Source organism: Phormidesmis priestleyi BC1401 (genome assembly GCF_001650195.1).
Classification (GTDB): Bacteria; Cyanobacteriota; Cyanobacteriia; order Leptolyngbyales; family Leptolyngbyaceae; genus Phormidesmis_A; species Phormidesmis_A priestleyi_B.
Genome location: NZ_LXYR01000014.1, coordinates 53836 through 73581 on the forward strand (window position 1 = coordinate 53836; position 19746 = coordinate 73581).

Sequence of the window (19746 nt, forward strand, 5' to 3'; positions counted from 1 at the left end):
ACCGATCTCAAAGGGATTTTCGACAGGACTGAAGATTTGGCTGCTGTTCCTGATTGGACTATTTGGGATGGGATACCCCGCACTATTGAGTATTTCGCTGGGTGCGATCGGCGGTCTAGCGAGCAGCTTAATTGTCGGTTGGTGGCTGTCAAAAGACGAGAAAACCGAGCCAGATAAAAAAGAACTTCCAGACGATGGGTTAGCCGAAGAAACCAAAGTCCGAAGACGGCGCAGCCAATACTCTAGCTTGAGACAGCGAAGTCAGAAACGCAAACAGCAGCACGAAAAAGCGGGGAAATGGTGGCAGCAGATGGGGCGACGATCGTAGTCTGGCGTTGCTGGCTGCAGATATGCAATGCCCTCCTCACGAAGTGGGGCAAGCCCTCGCCAACCCTTCTCCCTGGGGAGAAGGGAGCCAGAACTCCTGTCCCCTCTCCCTAGGGAGAGGGCTAGGGTGAGGGTAGAATCCGTGCTTTATAGATCGATTCAGCAACGATCGTAATTTTAACGATCGCCACACTGTCCGCGCTGACGCAGTAGATGATCACATAAGACGAGCGCCACCATTGCTTCAACCATCGGCACTGCCCTCGGCAACACACAGGGATCATGACGACCTTTTGCGGCTAACGTCACTTCTTCTCCGTCGTTGGTGACGGTGCGCTGCTCTTTGCGAATCGTCGCCGTTGGCTTGAAGGCAACCCGAATCAGAATGTTCTCCCCATTTGAGATGCCGCCTTGAACCCCGCCCGATCGATTCGTTACGGTGCGAATCTCGCCATTCTCATCGGTATAGAATTCGTCGTTGTGTTCGCTGCCTGTCATCACGGTGCCTGCAAAGCCAGAGCCAATCTCAAAGCCTTTCGTCGCGGGAAGAGACATCACGGCTTTAGCCAGATCCGCTTCGAGTTTGTCAAACACCGGGTCGCCTAACCCGCGTGGCACTCGTCGCGCTACACATTCCACCACGCCTCCGATCGAGTCGCCCTGATTGCGAACGCTCTCGATCAAATCCACCATTTGCTCGGCGCATTCAGAGTCGGGACAGCGCACAATATTGCTCTCAACCGCCTCAAGCGTCACAGTGTTGGGATCGATCACGCCTTCTAGATCTTTGATGCGCTTCACATAGGCAATAATTTCAACGCCTGCGAGGTCGTGCAGAATTTTTTTAGCGATCGCGCCTGCTGCCACCCGTCCAATGGTTTCTCGTGCAGACGATCGTCCGCCACCCTGCCAGTTGCGAATGCCATACTTCGCGTCATAAGTTGCGTCGGCGTGAGAAGGACGATATTTCACCGCCATCTCGTCATAGTCTTGCGATCGCTGATCTTGGTTGCGAACCAGAATCGCGATCGGCGTTCCTAATGTTTTGCCCTCAAACAGCCCAGACAGAATTTCGCAGCGATCGGCTTCATTGCGAGGAGTCGTGATTTTGCTCTGCCCCGGTCTTCGTCGATCTAACTCAAACTGAATCTCATCGACCGAAATCTCAATTTGGGGAGGGCACCCATCAATCACCACGCCTACACCGCCCCCGTGAGATTCGCCAAATGTAGAGATGCGAAACAAATGACCGAAGTTGCTGCCCATGATGTTTGAAGGAATAGAAGGGTGCGATCGTACCTGAAAAAATGAATAGGGAGCCAGCGTTTGCTAACTCCCTACTTTATGGGTTGCCCGGGATTCGAACCCGGGACCAGTCGGTTAAAAGCCGAATGCTCTACCACTGAGCTAGCAACCCTTATTTGCGCGCATTGAACGTGCGTATGCAAATATAGCACGAATTCTAATAGACTTGGCAACAAATTGACGGCTTTTGGCTTAAAGCACTCACTCCTCGCGCCATTGGCTCTCTGGCACTCGCCAATAAACCCCATTTTCTCGCTGCATCATCTAGCCAGCCGATCACTTCTCGTCGCAGAGTTGCGGTATCGGAGTGACTGCGTTTAATGATCTCATTCAGCGATCGTTCGGGATAGAGTTCATCGATCTCAAATTGATTCACAAGCCATCTGAGAATCACCCAGCGTTTTCTGCGACTTGCGGGAAGTTTTTTGAGCCGATCGCCTTCAAAAAAAGGTTCTCAACACTCTCTAGTTCGACGAACATCTAATTAGAAGTGTATCAATTTAGTTAGCTTGATATGATTTTTTGATTGCCCTTTCTAAAACGTTCCTGTGACCAAACCAGAGAATAAAACCGCGATCGCTGCCCTCCTCGTTCTTGCCGTGCTCTGGGGCTATAACTGGGTGCAAATGAAAATTGCGGTGCAGTATGCCTCACCCTTCGTCTTTGCTGGATTGCGAATCGTCTTAGGGGCGGCGAGTCTGTTGCTGAGTCTGGCACTGTTGCGAAAGCCGATCGTGCCTAAAGAAATTCCGGGCACGCTGCTGACAGGATTGCTGCAAATCTCTGGAATGTATGGCTTTGCAACGTGGGCGCTAGTGAGTGGCGGAGCCGGAAAAACGGCAGTTTTGGTGTATGTGATGCCGTTTTGGGTGTTGATTTTAGCGTGGTTATTTTTGGGCGAACGGGTGAAAGGAATGCAGTGGGTGGCGATCGCGATCAGCGTCTGCGGATTGCTCTTCATTTTGGAACCCACAAATCTCAACGGCACAATTCTCAGTAAGGTGCTGGCACTGCTCTCTGGGCTGAGTTGGGCAGGCGGCGTGATTGTAGCAAAAAAACTGCGTCAAACCGTGGAATTAGATTTACTCTCGTTCACTGCTTGGCAAACAGTGTTCGGTGCAATTCCGTTAGTGTTAGCGGCTGTGTTGGTGCCTTCGACTCCGATCGTGTGGTCTACTCCATTCATCATCGCATTGATCTATGCTGTCATTCCTGGAACCGCGATCGCGACTCTGCTCTGGCTTTATGTTCTCAACTGTCTCCCCGCAGGAATCGCCGGATTAGGGCTGTTAATGAATCCTGTTGTTGGTGTATTAGCCGCTTGGGCACAACTGGGCGAACAGCCAGGATTCATGGAAGTGATTGGAATGGGATTGATTGCGATCGCGCTTCTGCTCAACACCCTGCAAGCGATGCAATCCCAGACTTAACGGCACTTTACTCAACCGTGATTCTTGGACTGTAGCCGCCTTGTGTTCTTTTGGCTGGAGTGAGTTCTGTGGCATAAACTAAATTCATAATTTTCTGGAGAGCTATACTTTCTTTAGCCTAAAGCTAGAGAGCTTTATTCTCTAGGCATAGTGTTTAATGACACTTTCCCAATGTCCTCTGACGGGTTTTAAAATAAAAGGTAATGAAAAAAATTAAAGAAGTTTCAGTATTTACGAATGGAGATTCGTGCAAATTAAGCACTTGGTCGAATGTTCCATATTTTTTTACGCAGGCTTTGACCGCAAAAGGGATAAAAGTAAATAGAATCGATTTGAGTCCAGATCCATCTCTTGAAAAAAGATGGAATAAATTCATGGGTCGTGTTATGCGCAGAATATTCAAGGGAACTTCATATTGTTATTTCCGATCTTTCACTCACTTTAAGAATATTAGATCTAGGCTAAAAAAAGCATTAGATTCGTATCCTGAAGCGGACGCAAATATATTTTTAACCTTTAGCTTCTCATCTACAGGTTTAACTCAAAAGCCTACTATTTTGTTTTGTGACTGGACGTATGAACATTATTTTAATTATCACGCAAATAGAAAGCCTGATTTTTTAGAGAAGCAATGTATTAAGCGCGAAAATACACAAGTAGAAGTCGCAGATTTAGTGTTGCCGCTTTTTCCAAGTATTGCAGAGCATATGCAAAAGCACTACAGAAACAAAAATATTAAGTATTTAGGGAACGTCATTAATTCAGTATATGATGTCTCAGAAACGGACATAATAAAAGAAAAGGAGAACTCATGGGATCTAATATTTGTTGGCAGATCAGCCTACAAAGAAGGTGCTTTAGCATTGATAAATGCCCTCCAGAATTTAAAAGATGATTACCCACAATTAAAACTTCACATCATAGGAATGAATAAAGATGATTTTGCTATACCATCTAAAGATATCTATTGCTATGGTTATTTGGATAAAGGTAAAGACGAGGATAGAAAAACTTATTACGATCTATTTAGAAGAGCAAAAATTTTCATCAATACAACGCCAAAATGGGGTGCATTTTCGGCAACAATTGAAGCAATGTATTTTTACACTCCCGTAATTGTAGCTCCATACAATGAATTCGTAAAAACGTTTGGTGGCGACATCCAATTCGGTGCTTATTGCGATCAAAACTTACCTGACGAAATAGAGAAAAATATTAGAAGTGTCTTAAATAATTCGTCTTATAGCTCTTTTTGTCTTAATGCTCACAACTCGGTAAGAGAATATACTTGGAGTTCTTATATTGATAAAGTGATTAAAGAAATTGAACTCATCGACAATGATTAACAAAACCGTTTAACTCTATCAAGTGGTTTTGAACTGAATGAAAGTCGGAAAGAAAGAAGCAACTGGCGCTAATTCAATAGCTTCAGCTTCACTCCAAGATCAAGAGTAAAAACAGAAGTGATATTAGTTTTTGCGGTTGTTCTGTCATGATTAGCTATTTTTGGTGCTAATTAGTCTTGATTACGGCTAATTAGCACCAAAAATAGTCGCGTTGCTGAAATTTGGAATAAAACCCCTCTTAACTCTCGTAAGCCTCCATCGGTAGACAAGAACAGACGAGATTCCGATCGCCATAGGCATTATCAATCCGTCCGGTAGCTGCCCAAAATTTGTTCTCTCGCGTCCAAGCAGTCGGATAGGCGGCACGTTGGCGAGAATAGGGACGACTCCACTCATCAGCCGTTAAATCTGCGGCAGTGTGAGGGGCATTTTTGAGGAGATTATTGTCTCGATCGACCTTCCCTTCCTCAACTTCCCGAATCTCTTCTCGAATCGCAATCATCGCATCACAAAAGCGATCGAGTTCTGCTTTCGATTCGCTCTCGGTAGGTTCGACCATCACCGTTCCTGCCACGGGCCAAGACACGGTAGGCGGATGAAACCCGTAATCGATCAGTCGTTTGGCAATGTCATCAACTTCAACTTCGGCGGTCTTTTTAAACTGCCGCAAATCGAGAATACACTCGTGAGCCACCCAACCATTTTTGCCTTTATAAAGAACGGGGTAGTGATTTTCGAGCCGTTTTGCAATGTAGTTGGCGTTGAGAATCGCGACCTCAGTAGCTTTGGTCAAGCCAGCCCCGCCCATCAGCGCGATATACATCCAGGAGATGGGCAAAATGCTCGAACTGCCCCACGGAGCAGCAGAGACGGCTCCGATCGCGTCCTGATTTTTAGCATGAGGAGGAATGACGGAATGACCGGGTAAGAACGGCACGAGATGAGAGGCGACTCCGATCGGACCCATCCCCGGACCGCCGCCCCCGTGAGGAATGCAGAACGTTTTGTGCAGGTTCAGGTGACAGACATCCGCCCCAAAGTCACCCGGACGGCACAGACCGACTTGAGCGTTGAGATTTGCCCCATCCATGTAGACTTGCCCGCCGTGGTGATGCACGATCGTACAAATCTCCTGAATGCCCTCTTCAAAAACACCGTGAGTTGATGGATACGTGACCATCAGCGCCGCTAAGTTGCTTTGATGCTTTTCGGCTTTTGACTTCAGATCAGCAATGTCGATATTGCCATCGGGGTCACAGGCGACAGGCACGACTTTCATGCCTGCCATGACTGCACTAGCAGGGTTTGTACCGTGCGCCGATTGGGGAATTAAACAGATATTGCGATGCCCTTCGCCACGCTGTTGGTGATATTGCCGAATCACAAGCAGCCCCGTGTACTCGCCCTGAGAGCCTGCATTTGGCTGAAGCGAGATGCCTGCAAATCCGGTGATTTCTGCCAGCCAGTCTTCTAGCTGTTGAAACAGAATTTGATAGCCCTGAGTTTGCTCGACGGGCGCAAAGGGGTGAATCTGCCCAAACTCAGCCCAGGTGACGGGTACCATTTCAGAGGTGCCGTTGAGCTTCATGGTGCAAGAGCCAAGGGGAATCATCGCCGTCGTCAACGACAAATCTTTTGACTGGAGGCGATACATATAACGCAGCAGTTCGGTCTCGGAGTGGCAACGGGTGAAGACGGGGTGAGTGAGGTAGAGGGTGGTGCGGGAGAGGGAAGCAGGAAGGACGGAGGACGGAGCACAGAGGACGGAGATAGAGTGACCGGAGAAGATTTCTAAGAGGTCGAGGAGATCTTGTTTTGAGGTGGTTTCGTCGATCGCCACTCCGATCGCACTGTCTCCGATTTTGCGTAAATTGATTTGATGGACGATTGCGCGGTCTAAAATTTCGGTTTGTTTATCCCCAACTTCGATTCGCAGGGTGTCGAAGAATGGCTCTAACCCAAGCGTATAGCCGAGTTTTTGTAACTCCGCAGCTAAGGTCGCGGTCATGTTGTGAATGCGTTCTGCAATCCGTTTGAGTCCTTGAGCACCATGATAGACGGCATACGTCCCGGCGATGATCGCTAATAGAACTTGTGCCGTACAAATGTTGCTCGTCGCTTTGTCTCGACGGATGTGTTGCTCACGAGTTTGCAAGGCGAGTCGCAGGGCAGGCTGCCCGTTGACATCTTTAGAGACTCCCACCAAACGACCGGGAATCTGACGCTTATAGACTTCTTTAGTCGCAAAGTATGCGGCGTGAGGTCCGCCATAGCCAAGTGGCACTCCAAAGCGTTGAGTGTTGCCCACTGCAATGTCTGCCCCAAACTCTCCGGGTGGTTTTAACAAGGTGAGACTGAGCAGATCAGCCGCAACGGTGACCAACGCGCCTGCGGTGTGGGCACGATCGACAAATTCTTGATAGTCATAAATCGCGCCATCGGTTGCCGGATACTGTAATAGCGCCCCAAAGATGGGTATTTCAAACTGAAATGTGCGGTGATCGCCGACGATCACCGCAATCTCTAACGGCAGTGCCCGTGTGCGAATCACGTCGATCGTTTGGGGGTGACACGCTTCTGACACCCAAAAGACTTTTGCGCCCGTTTTGCACAATCCGTAGCTCATTGCCATTGCCTCAGCCGCCGCCGTGCCTTCATCTAACAGCGATGCATTGGCGATTTCTAGCCCAGTCAGGTCAATCACCATCGTCTGAAAGTTGAGCAGCGCTTCTAGACGACCCTGAGCGATTTCGGGCTGATAGGGCGTGTATTGCGTATACCAACCCGGATTTTCGAGAATGTTGCGCTGAATCACCGGAGGCGTGATGCAGTTGTGATAGCCCATGCCGATAAAGGAGCGGAAAATTTGATTCTTCTGCGCGATCGCTTTCAGGTCTGCCAATAGCTCATATTCACCCCGGCTCTCCCCTAACTTCAACGGACGCTTGATCCGAATTCCTGGCGGAACTGCGTGGTCAATCAAAGCATCCAATGAAGACAGTCCCAGTGTTTGCAGCATTTGCTGCACGTCGAGATCTCTCGGTCCGATGTGACGATCGAGGAAGCGATCGGGATGATCAAACGAGTCAGTCGTCGAACCGTTGCGAGAAGAATCAGATCCAGTGGCGAAATCGCGTTCAGACTCGGTTGTCTCATGCTCGTCGTGACTCAGTTCAGCCGTTGATTGCGCTTGAGTAATAAGCTCTGACATAGGGGAGTTTTTAGAGGGAGTAAGCTGCCTGTAAATATTCTGCAACAATTAACCCGATCGCAGCGCGACTGAGCGTAAAAGAACGATGAAGTTGGGCAACAAACTCGAAATTCTCTAATCGCCTTCTACCTGTTCGCGATATTCAGCCGCCGTGAGCGCGTCATCCAGGTCGTCAAAATCATTCACCCTGACTTTGAGCAACCAGCCTTCAAGGTAAGGATCGTCTGCCAGTTGTTCGGGTGCGTCAACCATTGCAGCATTGCTCTCAATCACGGTGCCCGTCACCGGAGACTTCAAATCCTCCACCGCTTTAACTGATTCGATCGTGCCAAAGCTTTCTCCTTTTTCGACCGCAGTGCCCACATCAGGCAACTCTAAAAATACAACGTCGCCGAGTTGGTCGATCGCAAAGGCACTGATGCCCACGGTGGCAATTTCGCCTTCAAGCCGCACATATTCGTGAGTGTCGAGATACTTTAGGTCTTCGGGATATTCCATTGCTGTGTAATTTTGGGTCGATCGCTAAGTTCACTCTGCCTCAGAAATCTTACAAGAAAACAGAAAGGGTAGACGCTTTGCCTACCCTTCGCAAATTGCAGTGTGTGTCAGGGCTTAATAACGGCGAGAAGACCGATTGTCGTTTGACCAGTTGCCGCCCGAAGACCCTCTCTCTTCACGGGGTCTAGCCTTATTGACCTTCAGGTCGCGACCCATCCATGCGGCACCGTCAAGGGCTTCGATCGCGGCTGTTTCTTCTGCCTCGGTTCCCATTTCAACAAAGGCAAACCCACGCATCCGACCTGTTTCTCGATCAGTCGGGAGTTGCACTCGCTTCACCGTTCCGTGTGCAGCAAATGCTTGATTTAAATCATCTTCTTTTACGTCGTAAGACAGATTGCCAACGTAGAGTGACATAGAGTTTCTCCAGAATCAAAGAGTGTGGGGAGCTACATTCGGAGAAACGTCTATTCAACGAATTCACGACCGAAAATAAACCTTGTTACTAACGCTAGCACAGGACAAGGATCTTGACGATGACGGGATAATTCGAGCCAATAAATCCAGCCATCAATCCTAGTTTCAACCTTGTGTAACGTTGAGTAAATAACTGAATAGACGAGCAGACTTCCTATTTGAGTTAAGACATTTTGTGCGATCGTTCCTGCTAGCAAATCATCGCTTTAAAGTTTTCTTGAATGCGGTGCTATGGACAGAGTGGAGTGATTAATTTAGGGTAGATTGATCAATGGCTCTTATTCTCCAAGCGCAATGACTTCTTCTTTTTCGGTTAGTCTCCCCATTCGAGTCGGGTTGGTAGGCACCGGGTATGCCGCTAAACTGCGGGCTGAAACGGTGAACGCAGATTCTAGAGCAAAACTGATGGGCGTAGCGGGGCATACCCCAGAAAAAACGCAGGAGTTTGGTCACGTTTATCAGACTCAATCGTTTAGCGTCTGGGCGGAGTTGGTCGAAAACCCTCACATTGATCTGGTGATTGTGTCTGGCGTAAATCGGGATCATGGGACGATCGTTCAAGCTGCCCTCTCAGCCGGAAAGCATGTTGTCGTCGAATATCCTCTCGCGCTTACCGTTGAGAAAGCAGAAACCGCGATCGCGCTGGCACACTCTCGCCATTTATTGCTGCACGTCGAGCATATTGAACTGTTGGGCGGAGTGCATCAGGCGCTAATTAAGACGTTGCCTCAGATTGGCACTCCTTTTTATGCGAGGTATGTCACGATGACTCCTCAAAATCCGGCTCCGCAAAAGTGGACGTACCAGCCAGAACTATTTGGCTTTCCGTTCGTCGGCGCGTTGTCTCGTCTCCATCGTCTGACTCACGCATTTGGTGAGGTTGCCACCGTGAGTTGTCAAAATCGCTACTGGAAGTCAACGTCCGATTCTAGTCATTATTCTGCCTGTGTTTGTGTCGCCCAGCTTCGATTCAAAAGCGGGCTGATTGCTGAAGCGGTCTATGGCAAAGGCGAAGCGGTTTGGCAACCAGAACGCAAGTTTGAAGTGCAGGGCGACACTGGAGGACTGATCTTTGATGGCGATGGCGGGGTGTTGATCAATCGTGAAGGAGGTCACTCGATCGAGGTCGGAGGTCGTCGCGGTATCTTCGCGAGAGACACCACTGCGGTGCTAGATTGTTTAATCGACGGCACTCCTTTGTATGTCACGCCAGAAGACAGTTTGTATGCGCTGAGAGTGGCAGAGGCAGCGCGGCGATCGGCAGAAACGGGAGACGTAATTCACGTAGTATAATCAGCGCCCCAACTTATTGGGAATGCCTTCACATCCGCCGGGAATCGTTGCCCTCGTTTTTGAGCCGCCCCAGGCACAGCAGTAGTAGTGTTGCTCTGGAGACATATCTTCAGCGTCGGTGAAATCGGCGTTTTCGACAACAGACCCGGTGCAGGCACCTGTTTTATAGTTGGGTGGCTCAGTGCGGCTGCGAGGTGAGGCGGTTTCGGCAGTGCCATAGAAGAGACGCAGCCCATTGAAGTCTGCTCCTCGAAGGCTGGCGCTAAATAAAATGGTTCTGGCGAAATTGGATTTGACTAAATCACAGCGATCGAGGTTTGCCCGAATCAAATTTGCCTCGCTCAAATCGGTCCAGCGCAGATCGGTGCCCGATAGGTCAGAAGCCGCTAACATTACGCCGATATCAATGACTCGTGTGCCATGACTGCGGTCTTCTGCATAGCCGCCAGAGCCATCGAGAATGGCGCGTCCTAATCGGCGATCGCGCTTTAGAGGGGTCAGCAGTTTAGCCCGAGAGAGAAATCTGAGAATCTTGGCTTTGCCTGCTCCATCCACGCTGCTGAGAATGGCAGCGGTGCGACCTTCCGCGATCGCGCGTTCTTGAGGCCAATCTTCGAGCAACCCTTCTTCGTCGAGAACCAGATCCGAAATTCCTTGGAAATAAGTATCGATCGTTTGCTGCTGAGTGATCGTGTTTTGTTGAATCGTCAGATCTTTAGAAATGATGTATTGTCGCCATGCGATATACACCGCCAAAATCGCGATCAAGATTTGCCCTAACGCGCCAAAGACTTCGCCCAGTGCTCCGATCGCGTTCCAGTCAAGTTGCTTATACCAGGTCATCAGGGTGTTGCCAAATCCCACAACTTTGAGTAGGCCAATCACAGCTAACGTCAACCCCGCTGAGGCAATTAAGACAGATTGTTCTTGTCCCGCACCAAGTTCTGCCAAAATCGGTTGCAGCACCGGAAACAGGACACGCAAGGACAACAGCAACGCGACGATCGAGCCGGATAACACCAGCCAAAAACTATTAACAAATAGCCCGACGATCACGATGACGATCGCGACGAGCACGATCAGAGAAATCGCAGGGCGAATGGTAGACAATCTAGACGTGTCGCTTGAAGGAATGCCAACGCCCGGAAACGCGGCGGCATTTCTCTCTCTCGAAATCTCGGCTTTAGAGGGAGGCTTAGAAATCACAGAATGGTCGGCTGCACCCGTGTTGCCCAACCCACTATTGGCGTGAGGAGTCGATGAGTCAGGCGAAGAGGGGAGAGGCGAGTTTGGATCGAGGGTCATGCCTAATCTAGAAAACCGCAGACTTACAGGGAATATATGTCTTAATCGTACCCGCTTCTAATGATTACTGATGAATGCTTTGACGGGAAACTTGACGAATGTTGGAGCCGTGTAGCGATCGGAGATATTGATCCCCATTGCGGTTTTCGCCAAGTAGAGGACGTAGAGACTGAGAAAAATTTGTAGCGATCGCTTGACCCACCTCATCGTTTTTTCACTTGCTAATAGTATTGACGATCGTAATTGAGTATGGCTGCTGATTGATGAATAAGCAATGTCAAAGATATGTCAGAGCGATTTATTTTGGCAGACGACCCCTTGCTAGTCATGGCGACGTTGGCTAGAGACGTTCCACCGAAGCGTCTCTGCGATATCGGGTAATTGCACAATTCGGCGCATTCCTTTGGTTAAATCAATCAAATTACTTGCTAAGTCAGGTGACTTGACGTTCAATAAGCTAGTTTCTTGTTCCCATCATTTCTTTTATGCCGTTCCATGCCACACTGACCCAACTGGTTGACGTTTTGGGTGCCACTGCTAACTACTTGACCGATCGCACCCTAACAGCAACGGGCATCACAACCGACAGCCGCCACATTAAGCCGGGGGATGTCTTTTTAGCGCTGCGGGGCAAAACGTTTGATGGGCACGAGTTTGTGAGTCAGGCATTAGAGCAAGGCGCGATCGCCGCGGTCGTAGATGCTCAATTTCAATCGTCGGATCTGCCGCTGCTCATAGTAGAAGACACGCTTCGGGCTTATCAATCGATCGCTCACTGGTGGCGACATCAATTTAAGATTCCGGTGATTGCCATTACGGGATCGGTCGGCAAAACCACGACGAAAGAATTGATTGCCGGAGTGCTGTCTCGATTTGGGAACGTCCTCAAAACTCAGGCAAACTACAACAACGAGATTGGGGTTCCTAAGACGCTGCTGGAGTTGAGTCAAGAGCATGATTATGCCGTCGTTGAAATGGGGATGCGGGCGCAGGGCGAGATTGCGCTGCTGAGTCAAACTGCGAGTCCGACGATCGCGCTGATTACAAATGTAGGCACGGCGCATATTGGGCGACTGGGATCACGAGAGGCGATCGCAGAAGCCAAATGTGAACTTCTGGCAGAAATGCCCAAGGATGCGATCGCGATTCTCAACCACGACAATCCATTACTGATTCAAATGGCTCGGACGGTGTGGAACGGCAAAACACTGACCTATGGACTAGAAGGTGGCGACCTGCACGGGCACCTTTCCTCAGCAGAGACGCTGACTGTTGACGGTCGATCGTTTCCGCTGCCGCTGCCGGGACAACACAATGCGCTGAATTATTTAGCGGCTCTTGCGGTTGTCAAGGCGTTGAACTTGGATGAATCAACGCTGACCGCTCCGATCGACGTGGAGCTACCCGGCGGACGATCGCGCAAGTTTGAACTCGCGAACGATATCGTGATTCTCGATGAGACCTACAACGCCGGATTAGAGTCAATGCTGGCGGCGCTGCAATTGTTGGCAGACACACCCGGAACGCGTCACATCGCGGTTCTCGGCACGATGAAGGAGTTAGGAGACTGGTCTGTGCCCTTTCATCAACAAGTTGGGGCAATGGCAAAGCAGCTTAAACTCGACGGACTTTTGATATTGGCAGATGACGCCGAGGCAGAGGCGTTGGCGATCGGAGCCGATTCGCTCCCGTCCGAACGATTTTCAACTCACGAAGCAGTGGTGACTCGACTGAAAGAGATGGTGCGATCGGGCGATCGGCTCTTGTTCAAAGCCTCTCGATCGGTGGGACTCGATCGCGCTGTCGAACAATTCCGATCTCAATTTCAATAAGCTGAGATCTGGCACCAGAGGCAACATCCCCCGCTTCGATCGGGTCGGTCATCGCATTCACCCGCCCCGGATTGCAGGTAGCTTCGCAATTGCCTCCGGCAACGGGGCTAACCTTGCGAAGTCCACTAAAGGGACTGAATGCTAATCAGTACAACATCTTCAGTCTGTTTCAACAGACTTCGCAAGGCTAGCCCGGAATTCCATTCACGGGCGGGCGAGTGCAATGAATGACGGAATTCCATTCACGGGCGGGTGAGTGCAATGAACGAACCGTCTCAAACACCCTCTCAGGCAGCCGGGTAGAAAGTCCGATCGTGCGTCTAATGGCTTCCCACAGTCGCGAGTTTGACACCGCCGTTTTTTGTCCGGCTTTGGGCACTCTTGCGAACGCGATCGCTCTTGCGGGTTCCGCCTGCCATTTCATATTCGCGGCTGTCGTTGCCATATTTGCCGCTTACGCCGTTGAGTAGTTGGTCGAGCAGGTCGCCCATGTCGTGTTCCATCTGGTCGATTTCTTGTTTGGCGATGTCGAGTGTGGCGATCGTGTCGTTGTAGTCGTTTAGTTTAGCGTTTAGCTGATCGATTTGCATAGCAAGGGTCGAAAGACTGCGATCGTTGCCAAAGTTAAGCTGAGGATCGATGGCTTTGAGCTTCAAGATTCGCAGTTGTCCTTTGTCGAGAATGCGAGAGGTTCGCTGTGGGCGTGGCATAGTAGAAGGTTCCTTTCTAGGGTTCTGTACTGTTCTAGTTTGCCCTTAGCTGCTAGAGAATTGGCTGAGTAATTCGCGCAGAGATTGTGTGGTTTGTGAGGAGTTTGACGATCGCGTCTCGTGGTTTTCCGCAATGAGGTGACGATGACGAGTAGGTTTACTGAGAAAATCGCGACGTTTGGGATGAATGTCGTAAGGTTTGCGGCAAATGTCGGAATATTCGTGGCAAATGCTGCGGTTTTCACAAATAATGTTGTAGCGATCGCGGTGACTGGTTAAACAGATACGATGACAGGCTAAATAGATAGGTTGACAGATTGGGTGAATGCAGCGACAAGTTGAACGGATAGGGTGCTGCCTCCCTACTTCTTGTATCCCTCTGTCAAAATAGAAACAACTTTCTGACTTCTCAATCCCCCCATTCCCAATTCCTATGACTTCCCGCTCTATCCTTGAACTCATCGATCGTGCCTACACCGAAAATTGGAAAGAGCTTGATTTATCGAGGCAGAGACTAACGGAAATACCACCAGGGATCGGACGGTTGACCCAGTTGGAAACGCTTAATCTCCATAACAACCAAATCACGGTTATCCCAGATGCGATCACTCAACTGATCAATCTCAAAAACATTAACCTCTATAGCAACCGAATCACGGTTATCCCGGACGCAATCACTCAACTCACCAATCTCAAAAACCTTAACCTCAATGACAACCAACTCACGGTTATCCCGGACACGATCGCTCAACTGACCAATCTCACAGCACTTGACTTCGATCACAACCAAATCACCGTTATCCCGGACGCGATCGCTCAACTGACCAATCTCACAACGCTTAACCTCTATAACAATCAAATCACCGTTATCCCAGACGTGATTGCTCAACTCAATCTCAAAAACCTTAACCTCGCTGGCAACCAAATTACCGTTATCCCAGAGGCGATCGCTCAACCGACCAATCTCACAACTCTTGACCTTGCTGGCAACCAAATTACCGTTATCCCAGAGGCGATCGCTCAACTGACCAATCTCACAACTCTTGACCTCACTAACAACCAAATTACCGTTATCCCAGAGGCGATCGCTCAACTGACCAATCTCACAACTCTTGACCTCACTAACAACCAAATTACTGTCATCCCAGAGGCGATTGCCCAACTGACCAATCTCGCAAACCTTTACCTCCGTGGTAACCAAATCACCGTTATCCCGGACGCGATTGCTCAACTCACCAATCTCACAAGCCTCAACCTCCGTAGTAACCAAATCACCGTTATCCCGAACGCGATCGCTCAACTAACCAATCTCGCAAACCTTTACCTCCGTAGTAACCAAATCACCGTTATCCCGGACACGATCGCTCAACTGACCAATCTCATAGAGCTTGACCTCTCTCTCAACCAAATCACCGTTATCCCGGACACGATCGCTCAACTGACTAATCTCACAGAGCTTGACCTCTCTTTCAACCAAATCACCGTTATCCCAGACACGATCGCTCAACTGACCAATCTCACAAGGCTTGTCTTGAAAGATAATCCTATCCAGAATGTGCCGCCTGAAATTATTCGTAAAGGTTGGGGTAGGGATGAAATTGAAGACGGTGAACCGCAGGTAGTTTTTGCCTACCTTAAATCTGTTACCAAATCCTTCGACAAACGCTCCTTGAACGAATTAAAGGTTCTCCTGGTGGGCGAAGGTGATGTCGGCAAGACCTCACTCCTTAAACGGCTTACTCAAAACACCTTCAACCCTAACGAAGCTAAAACCCCCGGCATCAACATTCAACCCTGGCGACTGCCCAACGGCGACCAAACTATTCAGCTCAACCTCTGGGACTTTGGCGGGCAGCGCGTCATGCACAGCACCCATCAATTCTTTCTCACCAAACGCAGCCTCTATCTCCTCGTTCTCGACAACCGCAAAAATGAACCGCAAAACCGCGTCGAATATTGGCTCAAGCTCATCGAAACCTACGGCGGCAACTCCCCCGTCATCATCGTCGGCAACTGCTCAGACGAACACCCCCTAGAACTCAAAGCCCGCACCCTCAAAAAGAAATATCCCCAAATCAAACAAGTCCTCTCCACCTCCTGCAAAACAGGCGACGGCATCGACAAACTCTGGCAAGCGATCGCCGCCCAAATCGACGAAATCCCACACATCCGCGATCTCTTCGACCAAGCCTGGTTTGACATCAAAACACAACTCGAACAAATGCGAACCAGCTACGACTTCATCTCCTACGAAAGATACCAAACCCTCTGCACCGCCGCCGAAATCACCACCCCTCAAGACCAAGAAATCCTCGTCGAAGTCCTCCACGATCTCGGCATCGTTCTCAACTACCGCAACGACCCCCGCCTCAGCGAAACCCACGTCCTCAACCCCGAATGGGTCACCAGCGGCGTATACGACATCCTCAACAACCACGATCTGATGGTCAACAAAAAAGGCATCCTCGCCCTCCCCGACCTCAGCACTATTCTCAAACAACCCGATCGCTATCCCCAAAACAAACGCCCCTTCCTCATGGGATTGATGGAGAAGTTTGAACTCTGCTTCCCCCTCGACGGCTACAACGGCGATCGCTACCTCATCTCTGATCTATTACCGATCGACGAACCCGACGTAGACAGCTACGAATTCGCCCCGCTCCACTTCCAATACCACTACGACATCCTCCCCAGCAGCATCATTTCCCGCTTCATCGTCCGCAACCACACCCTCATTTACAAAACCATGCGCTGGCGCAGTGGAGCCGTTCTCACCCGTGACAACAGCAAAGCTCTCGTCCGCGCCGACGAAGAAGACAACTTCATCAGCATCAAAGCCCAAGGCTCCCGCGCCAGTGACCTCCTCAGCATTATCCGCGCCGACTTCACCAAACTCCACACCAACCTCGCCGTCCAAGAATTCCTAGTCATTCGAGAAGTCGTCAACGACCAACCCACCGGACGAGAAGTGCCCGTCGATTACACCTATCTCTGCGACCTCGAACACCAACGCACAGTAGAAGCCTCTCTCCCCCGACTCAAAGGAACCTACAATCTCCGCAACCTCCTCGAAGGCGTAGAATCTCACTCCCAACGCCAAGACAACCTCGACGATCGCCTCGATCGCAGTCGCAAAACCCGCCTCGATCGCCCCCTCCGTCCTCTACCTCAATCCCCGCAACGTCCCGGTCTAGTCAAAACGAGCGTCTTAATGCTCATTGTTTTAGCCGTTGTCGCCGCGATCTTTGCAGCGATCGCCCATTACATTCCTGGATTGAATCTGCTTGTGATTGTGACGGCGATTCTCATTGCCTTCGCTGTAGGCAGCATCTTCATCCTAAGAACCACAGGCATCATTGATAACAGTACCTTTCAAGGAACCTTAGATGGTTTCTGGAAAGCCGTTTCCTTGCAGAAAGGTCAAGACCCGGAAGATAAGCCCGATCGTAAGCTGCCACCAGAAGCAGATGGGAAAAAATAATGAACCTCTCGATCGCTTTCGCCACCACCCCACCTTCACTGACCCCCACAACCCCGCCGCCGTCGAAGCCTGCGAAGTCTGCCGCAAGCACGTCTGGGACGCATGAGCAACCCAACTAGCGAATCATCCAAAATCGGCTCATGGCTTCAACCTCTAAACACCTGGCTATAATCACAGCATGACCGACCCGCCCAACTTCACTGATCCCTATGAAGCCATTCTCTACGATCGCTACACCGCAGAAGAAATCGCTGAAGTCCAGCAGCTCATAGCAGCCTGGGATCAGGCGACCTATCCCACCTTACCTTCAAGCATCGTCAAACATGCCCAAAAGCATGGATTCACTGAAGACTACCTTCGCTATCTCCGCAAAGCGAACAACTTCAACAAGAAAGGTGCCCGCAAAAAGTCTCTTCCAGATGGCGCAACCCGTTGGAACAAAGGGCGCGAATTTCTCATCGAACGCAACAGCAAAATCGTAACCTACGGAGAAAATGACTAACTCATGGAAACTCAACCCCTCGACCCAGCGATCGCTCATATCCAACTGCTCTCCCAACAGCTAGACGACCTCTATCAAGCAATGAAAACCGAACGGCAAGCGATCGCCCAATGGGAGGAAGACCAAGACTTTTCGATTCTTGGTGTCTTAGAACTCTTCTCAGGCGACGTTCAAGGCTATGTGGAGAAGATTCTCACTCCAAGCGCCTCATCTCATCCAGAAGAGCATCTAGCCCATCTTCGCAAGCTCAACGTATTCGAGATTAACTACTTCGCCACTTGGTATTTTGCCAACCTCAACACCTATCCTCACATCAAACAATACACCGAACATCTTGACCATCTCCGGTTACTGCTCATGGAGCATTTTGGTGTAAGATTCGCGATCGCTGCATAAGCAAACTTCGCATAAACTTATTGGGAAGCTCTCAATCTATCGTGGAATAGACTGATTCAAAGAGCGATCGCTTCCGCCACCATCCAAGCCTCAACGACCCCCACAACCCCGCCGCCGTCGAAGCCTGCGAAGTCTGCCGTAAGCACGTCTGGAACCGAGAAGAGTAAGAATTCTAGATTGACTTACGCATCCGAGTCGTATTCAACGCAGATCGCCAGACCTGCTAACAATTCTTTAAGTCGATCGATTTCAATCCTTCCAATCCGGTTCACAAAGCGTTCAGTCGAAACACTCCGAACCTGTAAAACATTGCCAGCAGAATCAAGATCGAGTCCATTCTCTGGTGTTGCAGGAACCTTGACCATGAAAGGACGGGTGTTGAACTTGTCTTGCCAAGTTGCGATCGGAATCACAATTCGCATCAAGATCGACCCATAAAGATTCGAGCTAATCACCACCGCAGGACGAGTTTTCTGGATTTCTTGTCCTCTGGTCGGGTTGAGATTAACTAGCCAAATTTCACCCCGTTTTGCAATCGACAAAACTAATCCTCCCAATCTTCCGTATCCAATACTGAGAATTCAGTCAGTTCTGGATCAGTTTGAAAATCTTCCGCCATTGCCACAATGTAAGGCGCAAGCAAGCGATCGCGATCGCAAATCGGCAGCTTCGCGATCTGTTGCAGCGAAAGGGGCAGCGGTTCAAGCGGGGAACGGTTACTAGACAGCGATCGGGCAAAGTTCAGAACAGCTTCCTGTTGAGGGAGAGGCAGCGATCTAACCGTTTCCAGTAACGTTTGTTCAAGGGTTGCCGGATCTGCCATGCGTTGTATTCCTCAATCCTCATTCCACTGTATCAGCCAAGACTCGCTCCATCAAACGCTATCATCACAGCTAGAAGCCATCATGATTGCCGCCGCCAAACTACCCTACAACGTCAGATATCCAGCGAGGGACTCATGCAAACGATCGCCTCCTCATCCTCAGGCAAAGCAGAGATGCAACAACAGCATGATCGATCGTGAACTGACTCTCGACTCAAGACACCTTGCCAAACACCTGCCCAACACCCCACAAATGCAAAAGCTCCTACGAGAAGGCAGCGTCCATCTCTTCCACGATCGCGCCACCCTCAAAACCGTCGCCGCAGCCATTTTACAGAACGGCGAATTTACAGGAACCCTGCGGGGACACGATCGCTACGGACTATACTTCACAGAACCTATTGGCTATCGACTCGATGCAGACGGCAACCAAACCCCGCTCTATTATGGAGAAATGAAGATCAAAGGAGACAAATATCATGTTATCCCCCGCACTCGCCCTAGCCGATAACTGGGACTTCACAGAACTCTGGCTCGATCCAACCGCCTCTCCCCCCTACGTTCTGATCCTGCTCTGCGGCGAACAGGAGAACTGTAGCATCTACGATCCAGCCAAAAACTATCAAGTTGTCTTTACTGGATCTTCCTACCAAGCCGCAAAACTCTGGCTCCTCGAAGATGAATACGAGCGAGTTGAAGGACAACTCAAAGCCGAAAAAGTTGCCTAACCCCACCTCGCTGCAAACCAGAATATATTTAAGCACCTGTTCAGGGTTCACCGCGATCGCTTCCGCCACCATCCAAGCCTCA

20 protein-coding genes, 1 tRNA gene and 1 pseudogene are annotated in these 19746 nt (G+C 49.9%); 11 read left to right on the plus strand and 11 right to left on the minus strand.

What is annotated here, in order from left to right; genetic code table 11:
* The first annotated feature begins 67 nt into the window (after positions 1-67).
* On the plus strand, positions 68-328 hold the full coding sequence (locus A8707_RS10025) for a hypothetical protein (protein WP_197484714.1): 261 nt from the start codon (positions 68-70) through the stop codon (positions 326-328).
* 176 nt (positions 329-504) lie between these two features.
* Here A8707_RS10025 and aroC read toward each other — a convergent pair whose 3' ends face one another.
* The 3 genes and pseudogenes from aroC to A8707_RS10040 form a co-directional block, all read right to left on the minus strand.
* Positions 505-1593: a chorismate synthase gene (aroC, locus tag A8707_RS10030; RefSeq protein ID WP_068816675.1), complete on the minus strand. Its 1089-nt coding sequence runs from the start codon at positions 1591-1593 to the stop codon at positions 505-507.
* Between the two features lie 79 nt (positions 1594-1672).
* Positions 1673-1744, minus strand: a tRNA-Lys gene (locus A8707_RS10035).
* A 45-nt stretch (positions 1745-1789) separates the two neighbouring features.
* Positions 1790-2053, minus strand: a pseudogene (locus A8707_RS10040) (DUF2087 domain-containing protein); the annotation flags it as partial.
* A 127-nt stretch (positions 2054-2180) separates the two neighbouring features.
* Between A8707_RS10040 and A8707_RS10045 the strand changes: the two are divergent.
* Complete coding sequence (locus tag A8707_RS10045; RefSeq protein ID WP_068816676.1) at positions 2181-3062, plus strand: DMT family transporter; 882 nt, start codon at positions 2181-2183, stop codon at positions 3060-3062.
* Between the two features lie 203 nt (positions 3063-3265).
* Positions 3266-4408: a glycosyltransferase gene (locus A8707_RS10050; RefSeq protein WP_068816677.1), complete on the plus strand. Its 1143-nt coding sequence runs from the start codon at positions 3266-3268 to the stop codon at positions 4406-4408.
* Positions 4409-4646: 238 nt separating this feature from the next.
* Here the strand turns inward: A8707_RS10050 and gcvP are convergent, their stop codons facing one another.
* The 3 genes from gcvP to A8707_RS10065 form a co-directional block, all read right to left on the minus strand.
* On the minus strand, positions 4647-7619 hold the full coding sequence (gcvP, locus tag A8707_RS10055) for an aminomethyl-transferring glycine dehydrogenase (protein WP_082906314.1): 2973 nt from the start codon (positions 7617-7619) through the stop codon (positions 4647-4649).
* Between the two features lie 114 nt (positions 7620-7733).
* Positions 7734-8117: a glycine cleavage system protein GcvH gene (gene gcvH / locus A8707_RS10060; RefSeq protein ID WP_068816678.1), complete on the minus strand. Its 384-nt coding sequence runs from the start codon at positions 8115-8117 to the stop codon at positions 7734-7736.
* Between the two features lie 114 nt (positions 8118-8231).
* A complete protein-coding gene (locus A8707_RS10065) occupies positions 8232-8534 on the minus strand; it encodes an RNA recognition motif domain-containing protein (protein ID WP_068816679.1) in 303 nt (100 codons plus the stop codon).
* A gap of 354 nt (positions 8535-8888) precedes the next feature.
* Here A8707_RS10065 and A8707_RS10070 point away from each other — a divergent pair, with 354 nt between their 5' ends.
* The gene (locus A8707_RS10070) at positions 8889-9887 is read left to right on the plus strand and encodes a Gfo/Idh/MocA family protein (RefSeq protein ID WP_068816680.1); all 999 of its coding nucleotides are present in this window, start codon (positions 8889-8891) and stop codon (positions 9885-9887) included.
* On the opposite strand, the gene A8707_RS10075 is transcribed toward A8707_RS10070, so the two are convergent.
* Positions 9888-11192 carry a pentapeptide repeat-containing protein gene (locus A8707_RS10075; RefSeq protein ID WP_074382487.1) on the minus strand — a complete coding sequence of 435 codons (1305 nt, stop codon included), beginning with the start codon at positions 11190-11192 and terminating at the stop codon, positions 9888-9890.
* 57 nt (positions 11193-11249) lie between these two features.
* Entirely contained in the window at positions 11250-11399 is a 150-nt protein-coding gene (locus A8707_RS29030) for a hypothetical protein (RefSeq protein WP_197484716.1), read from the minus strand.
* A gap of 278 nt (positions 11400-11677) precedes the next feature.
* On the opposite strand from A8707_RS29030, the gene A8707_RS10080 reads away from it, so the two are divergent.
* A complete protein-coding gene (locus tag A8707_RS10080; RefSeq protein WP_068816681.1) occupies positions 11678-13024 on the plus strand; it encodes a UDP-N-acetylmuramoyl-tripeptide--D-alanyl-D-alanine ligase in 1347 nt (448 codons plus the stop codon).
* A gap of 320 nt (positions 13025-13344) precedes the next feature.
* Here the strand turns inward: A8707_RS10080 and A8707_RS10085 are convergent, their stop codons facing one another.
* Positions 13345-13734 carry a hypothetical protein gene (locus A8707_RS10085; protein WP_068816682.1) on the minus strand — a complete coding sequence of 130 codons (390 nt, stop codon included), beginning with the start codon at positions 13732-13734 and terminating at the stop codon, positions 13345-13347.
* Positions 13735-13878: 144 nt separating this feature from the next.
* Between A8707_RS10085 and A8707_RS30185 the strand changes: the two genes are divergently transcribed.
* The 4 genes from A8707_RS30185 (at position 13879) to A8707_RS10100 (ending at position 18113) form a co-directional block, all read left to right on the plus strand.
* Positions 13879-14013, plus strand: a complete 135-nt coding sequence (locus A8707_RS30185; RefSeq protein WP_269452698.1) for a hypothetical protein — start codon at positions 13879-13881, stop codon at positions 14011-14013.
* 154 nt (positions 14014-14167) lie between these two features.
* The gene (locus A8707_RS10090; RefSeq protein ID WP_074382488.1) at positions 14168-17215 is read left to right on the plus strand and encodes a leucine-rich repeat domain-containing protein; all 3048 of its coding nucleotides are present in this window, start codon (positions 14168-14170) and stop codon (positions 17213-17215) included.
* Between the two features lie 178 nt (positions 17216-17393).
* Positions 17394-17717, plus strand: coding sequence for a hypothetical protein (locus A8707_RS10095; RefSeq protein WP_068816683.1), 324 nt, complete (start codon positions 17394-17396; stop codon positions 17715-17717).
* A gap of 3 nt (positions 17718-17720) precedes the next feature.
* Positions 17721-18113, plus strand: coding sequence for a hypothetical protein (locus A8707_RS10100; RefSeq protein ID WP_068816684.1), 393 nt, complete (start codon positions 17721-17723; stop codon positions 18111-18113).
* A gap of 182 nt (positions 18114-18295) precedes the next feature.
* Here A8707_RS10100 and A8707_RS10105 read toward each other — a convergent pair whose 3' ends face one another.
* Together A8707_RS10105 and A8707_RS10110 are read right to left on the minus strand one after the other, a co-directional pair.
* Positions 18296-18655 carry a type II toxin-antitoxin system PemK/MazF family toxin gene (locus A8707_RS10105; RefSeq protein ID WP_068816685.1) on the minus strand — a complete coding sequence of 120 codons (360 nt, stop codon included), beginning with the start codon at positions 18653-18655 and terminating at the stop codon, positions 18296-18298.
* Between the two features lie 2 nt (positions 18656-18657).
* Positions 18658-18936, minus strand: coding sequence for a hypothetical protein (locus A8707_RS10110; protein ID WP_068816686.1), 279 nt, complete (start codon positions 18934-18936; stop codon positions 18658-18660).
* Here A8707_RS10110 and A8707_RS29635 point away from each other — a divergent pair.
* A complete protein-coding gene (locus A8707_RS29635) occupies positions 18935-19447 on the plus strand; it encodes a DUF6972 family protein (protein WP_231948002.1) in 513 nt (170 codons plus the stop codon). The genes A8707_RS10110 and A8707_RS29635 overlap by 2 nt on opposite strands.
* Positions 19416-19664 carry a hypothetical protein gene (locus tag A8707_RS26795; protein WP_074382489.1) on the plus strand — a complete coding sequence of 83 codons (249 nt, stop codon included), beginning with the start codon at positions 19416-19418 and terminating at the stop codon, positions 19662-19664. The genes A8707_RS29635 and A8707_RS26795 overlap by 32 nt, the downstream gene beginning before the upstream one ends.
* Positions 19665-19746: the final 82 nt, after the last annotated feature.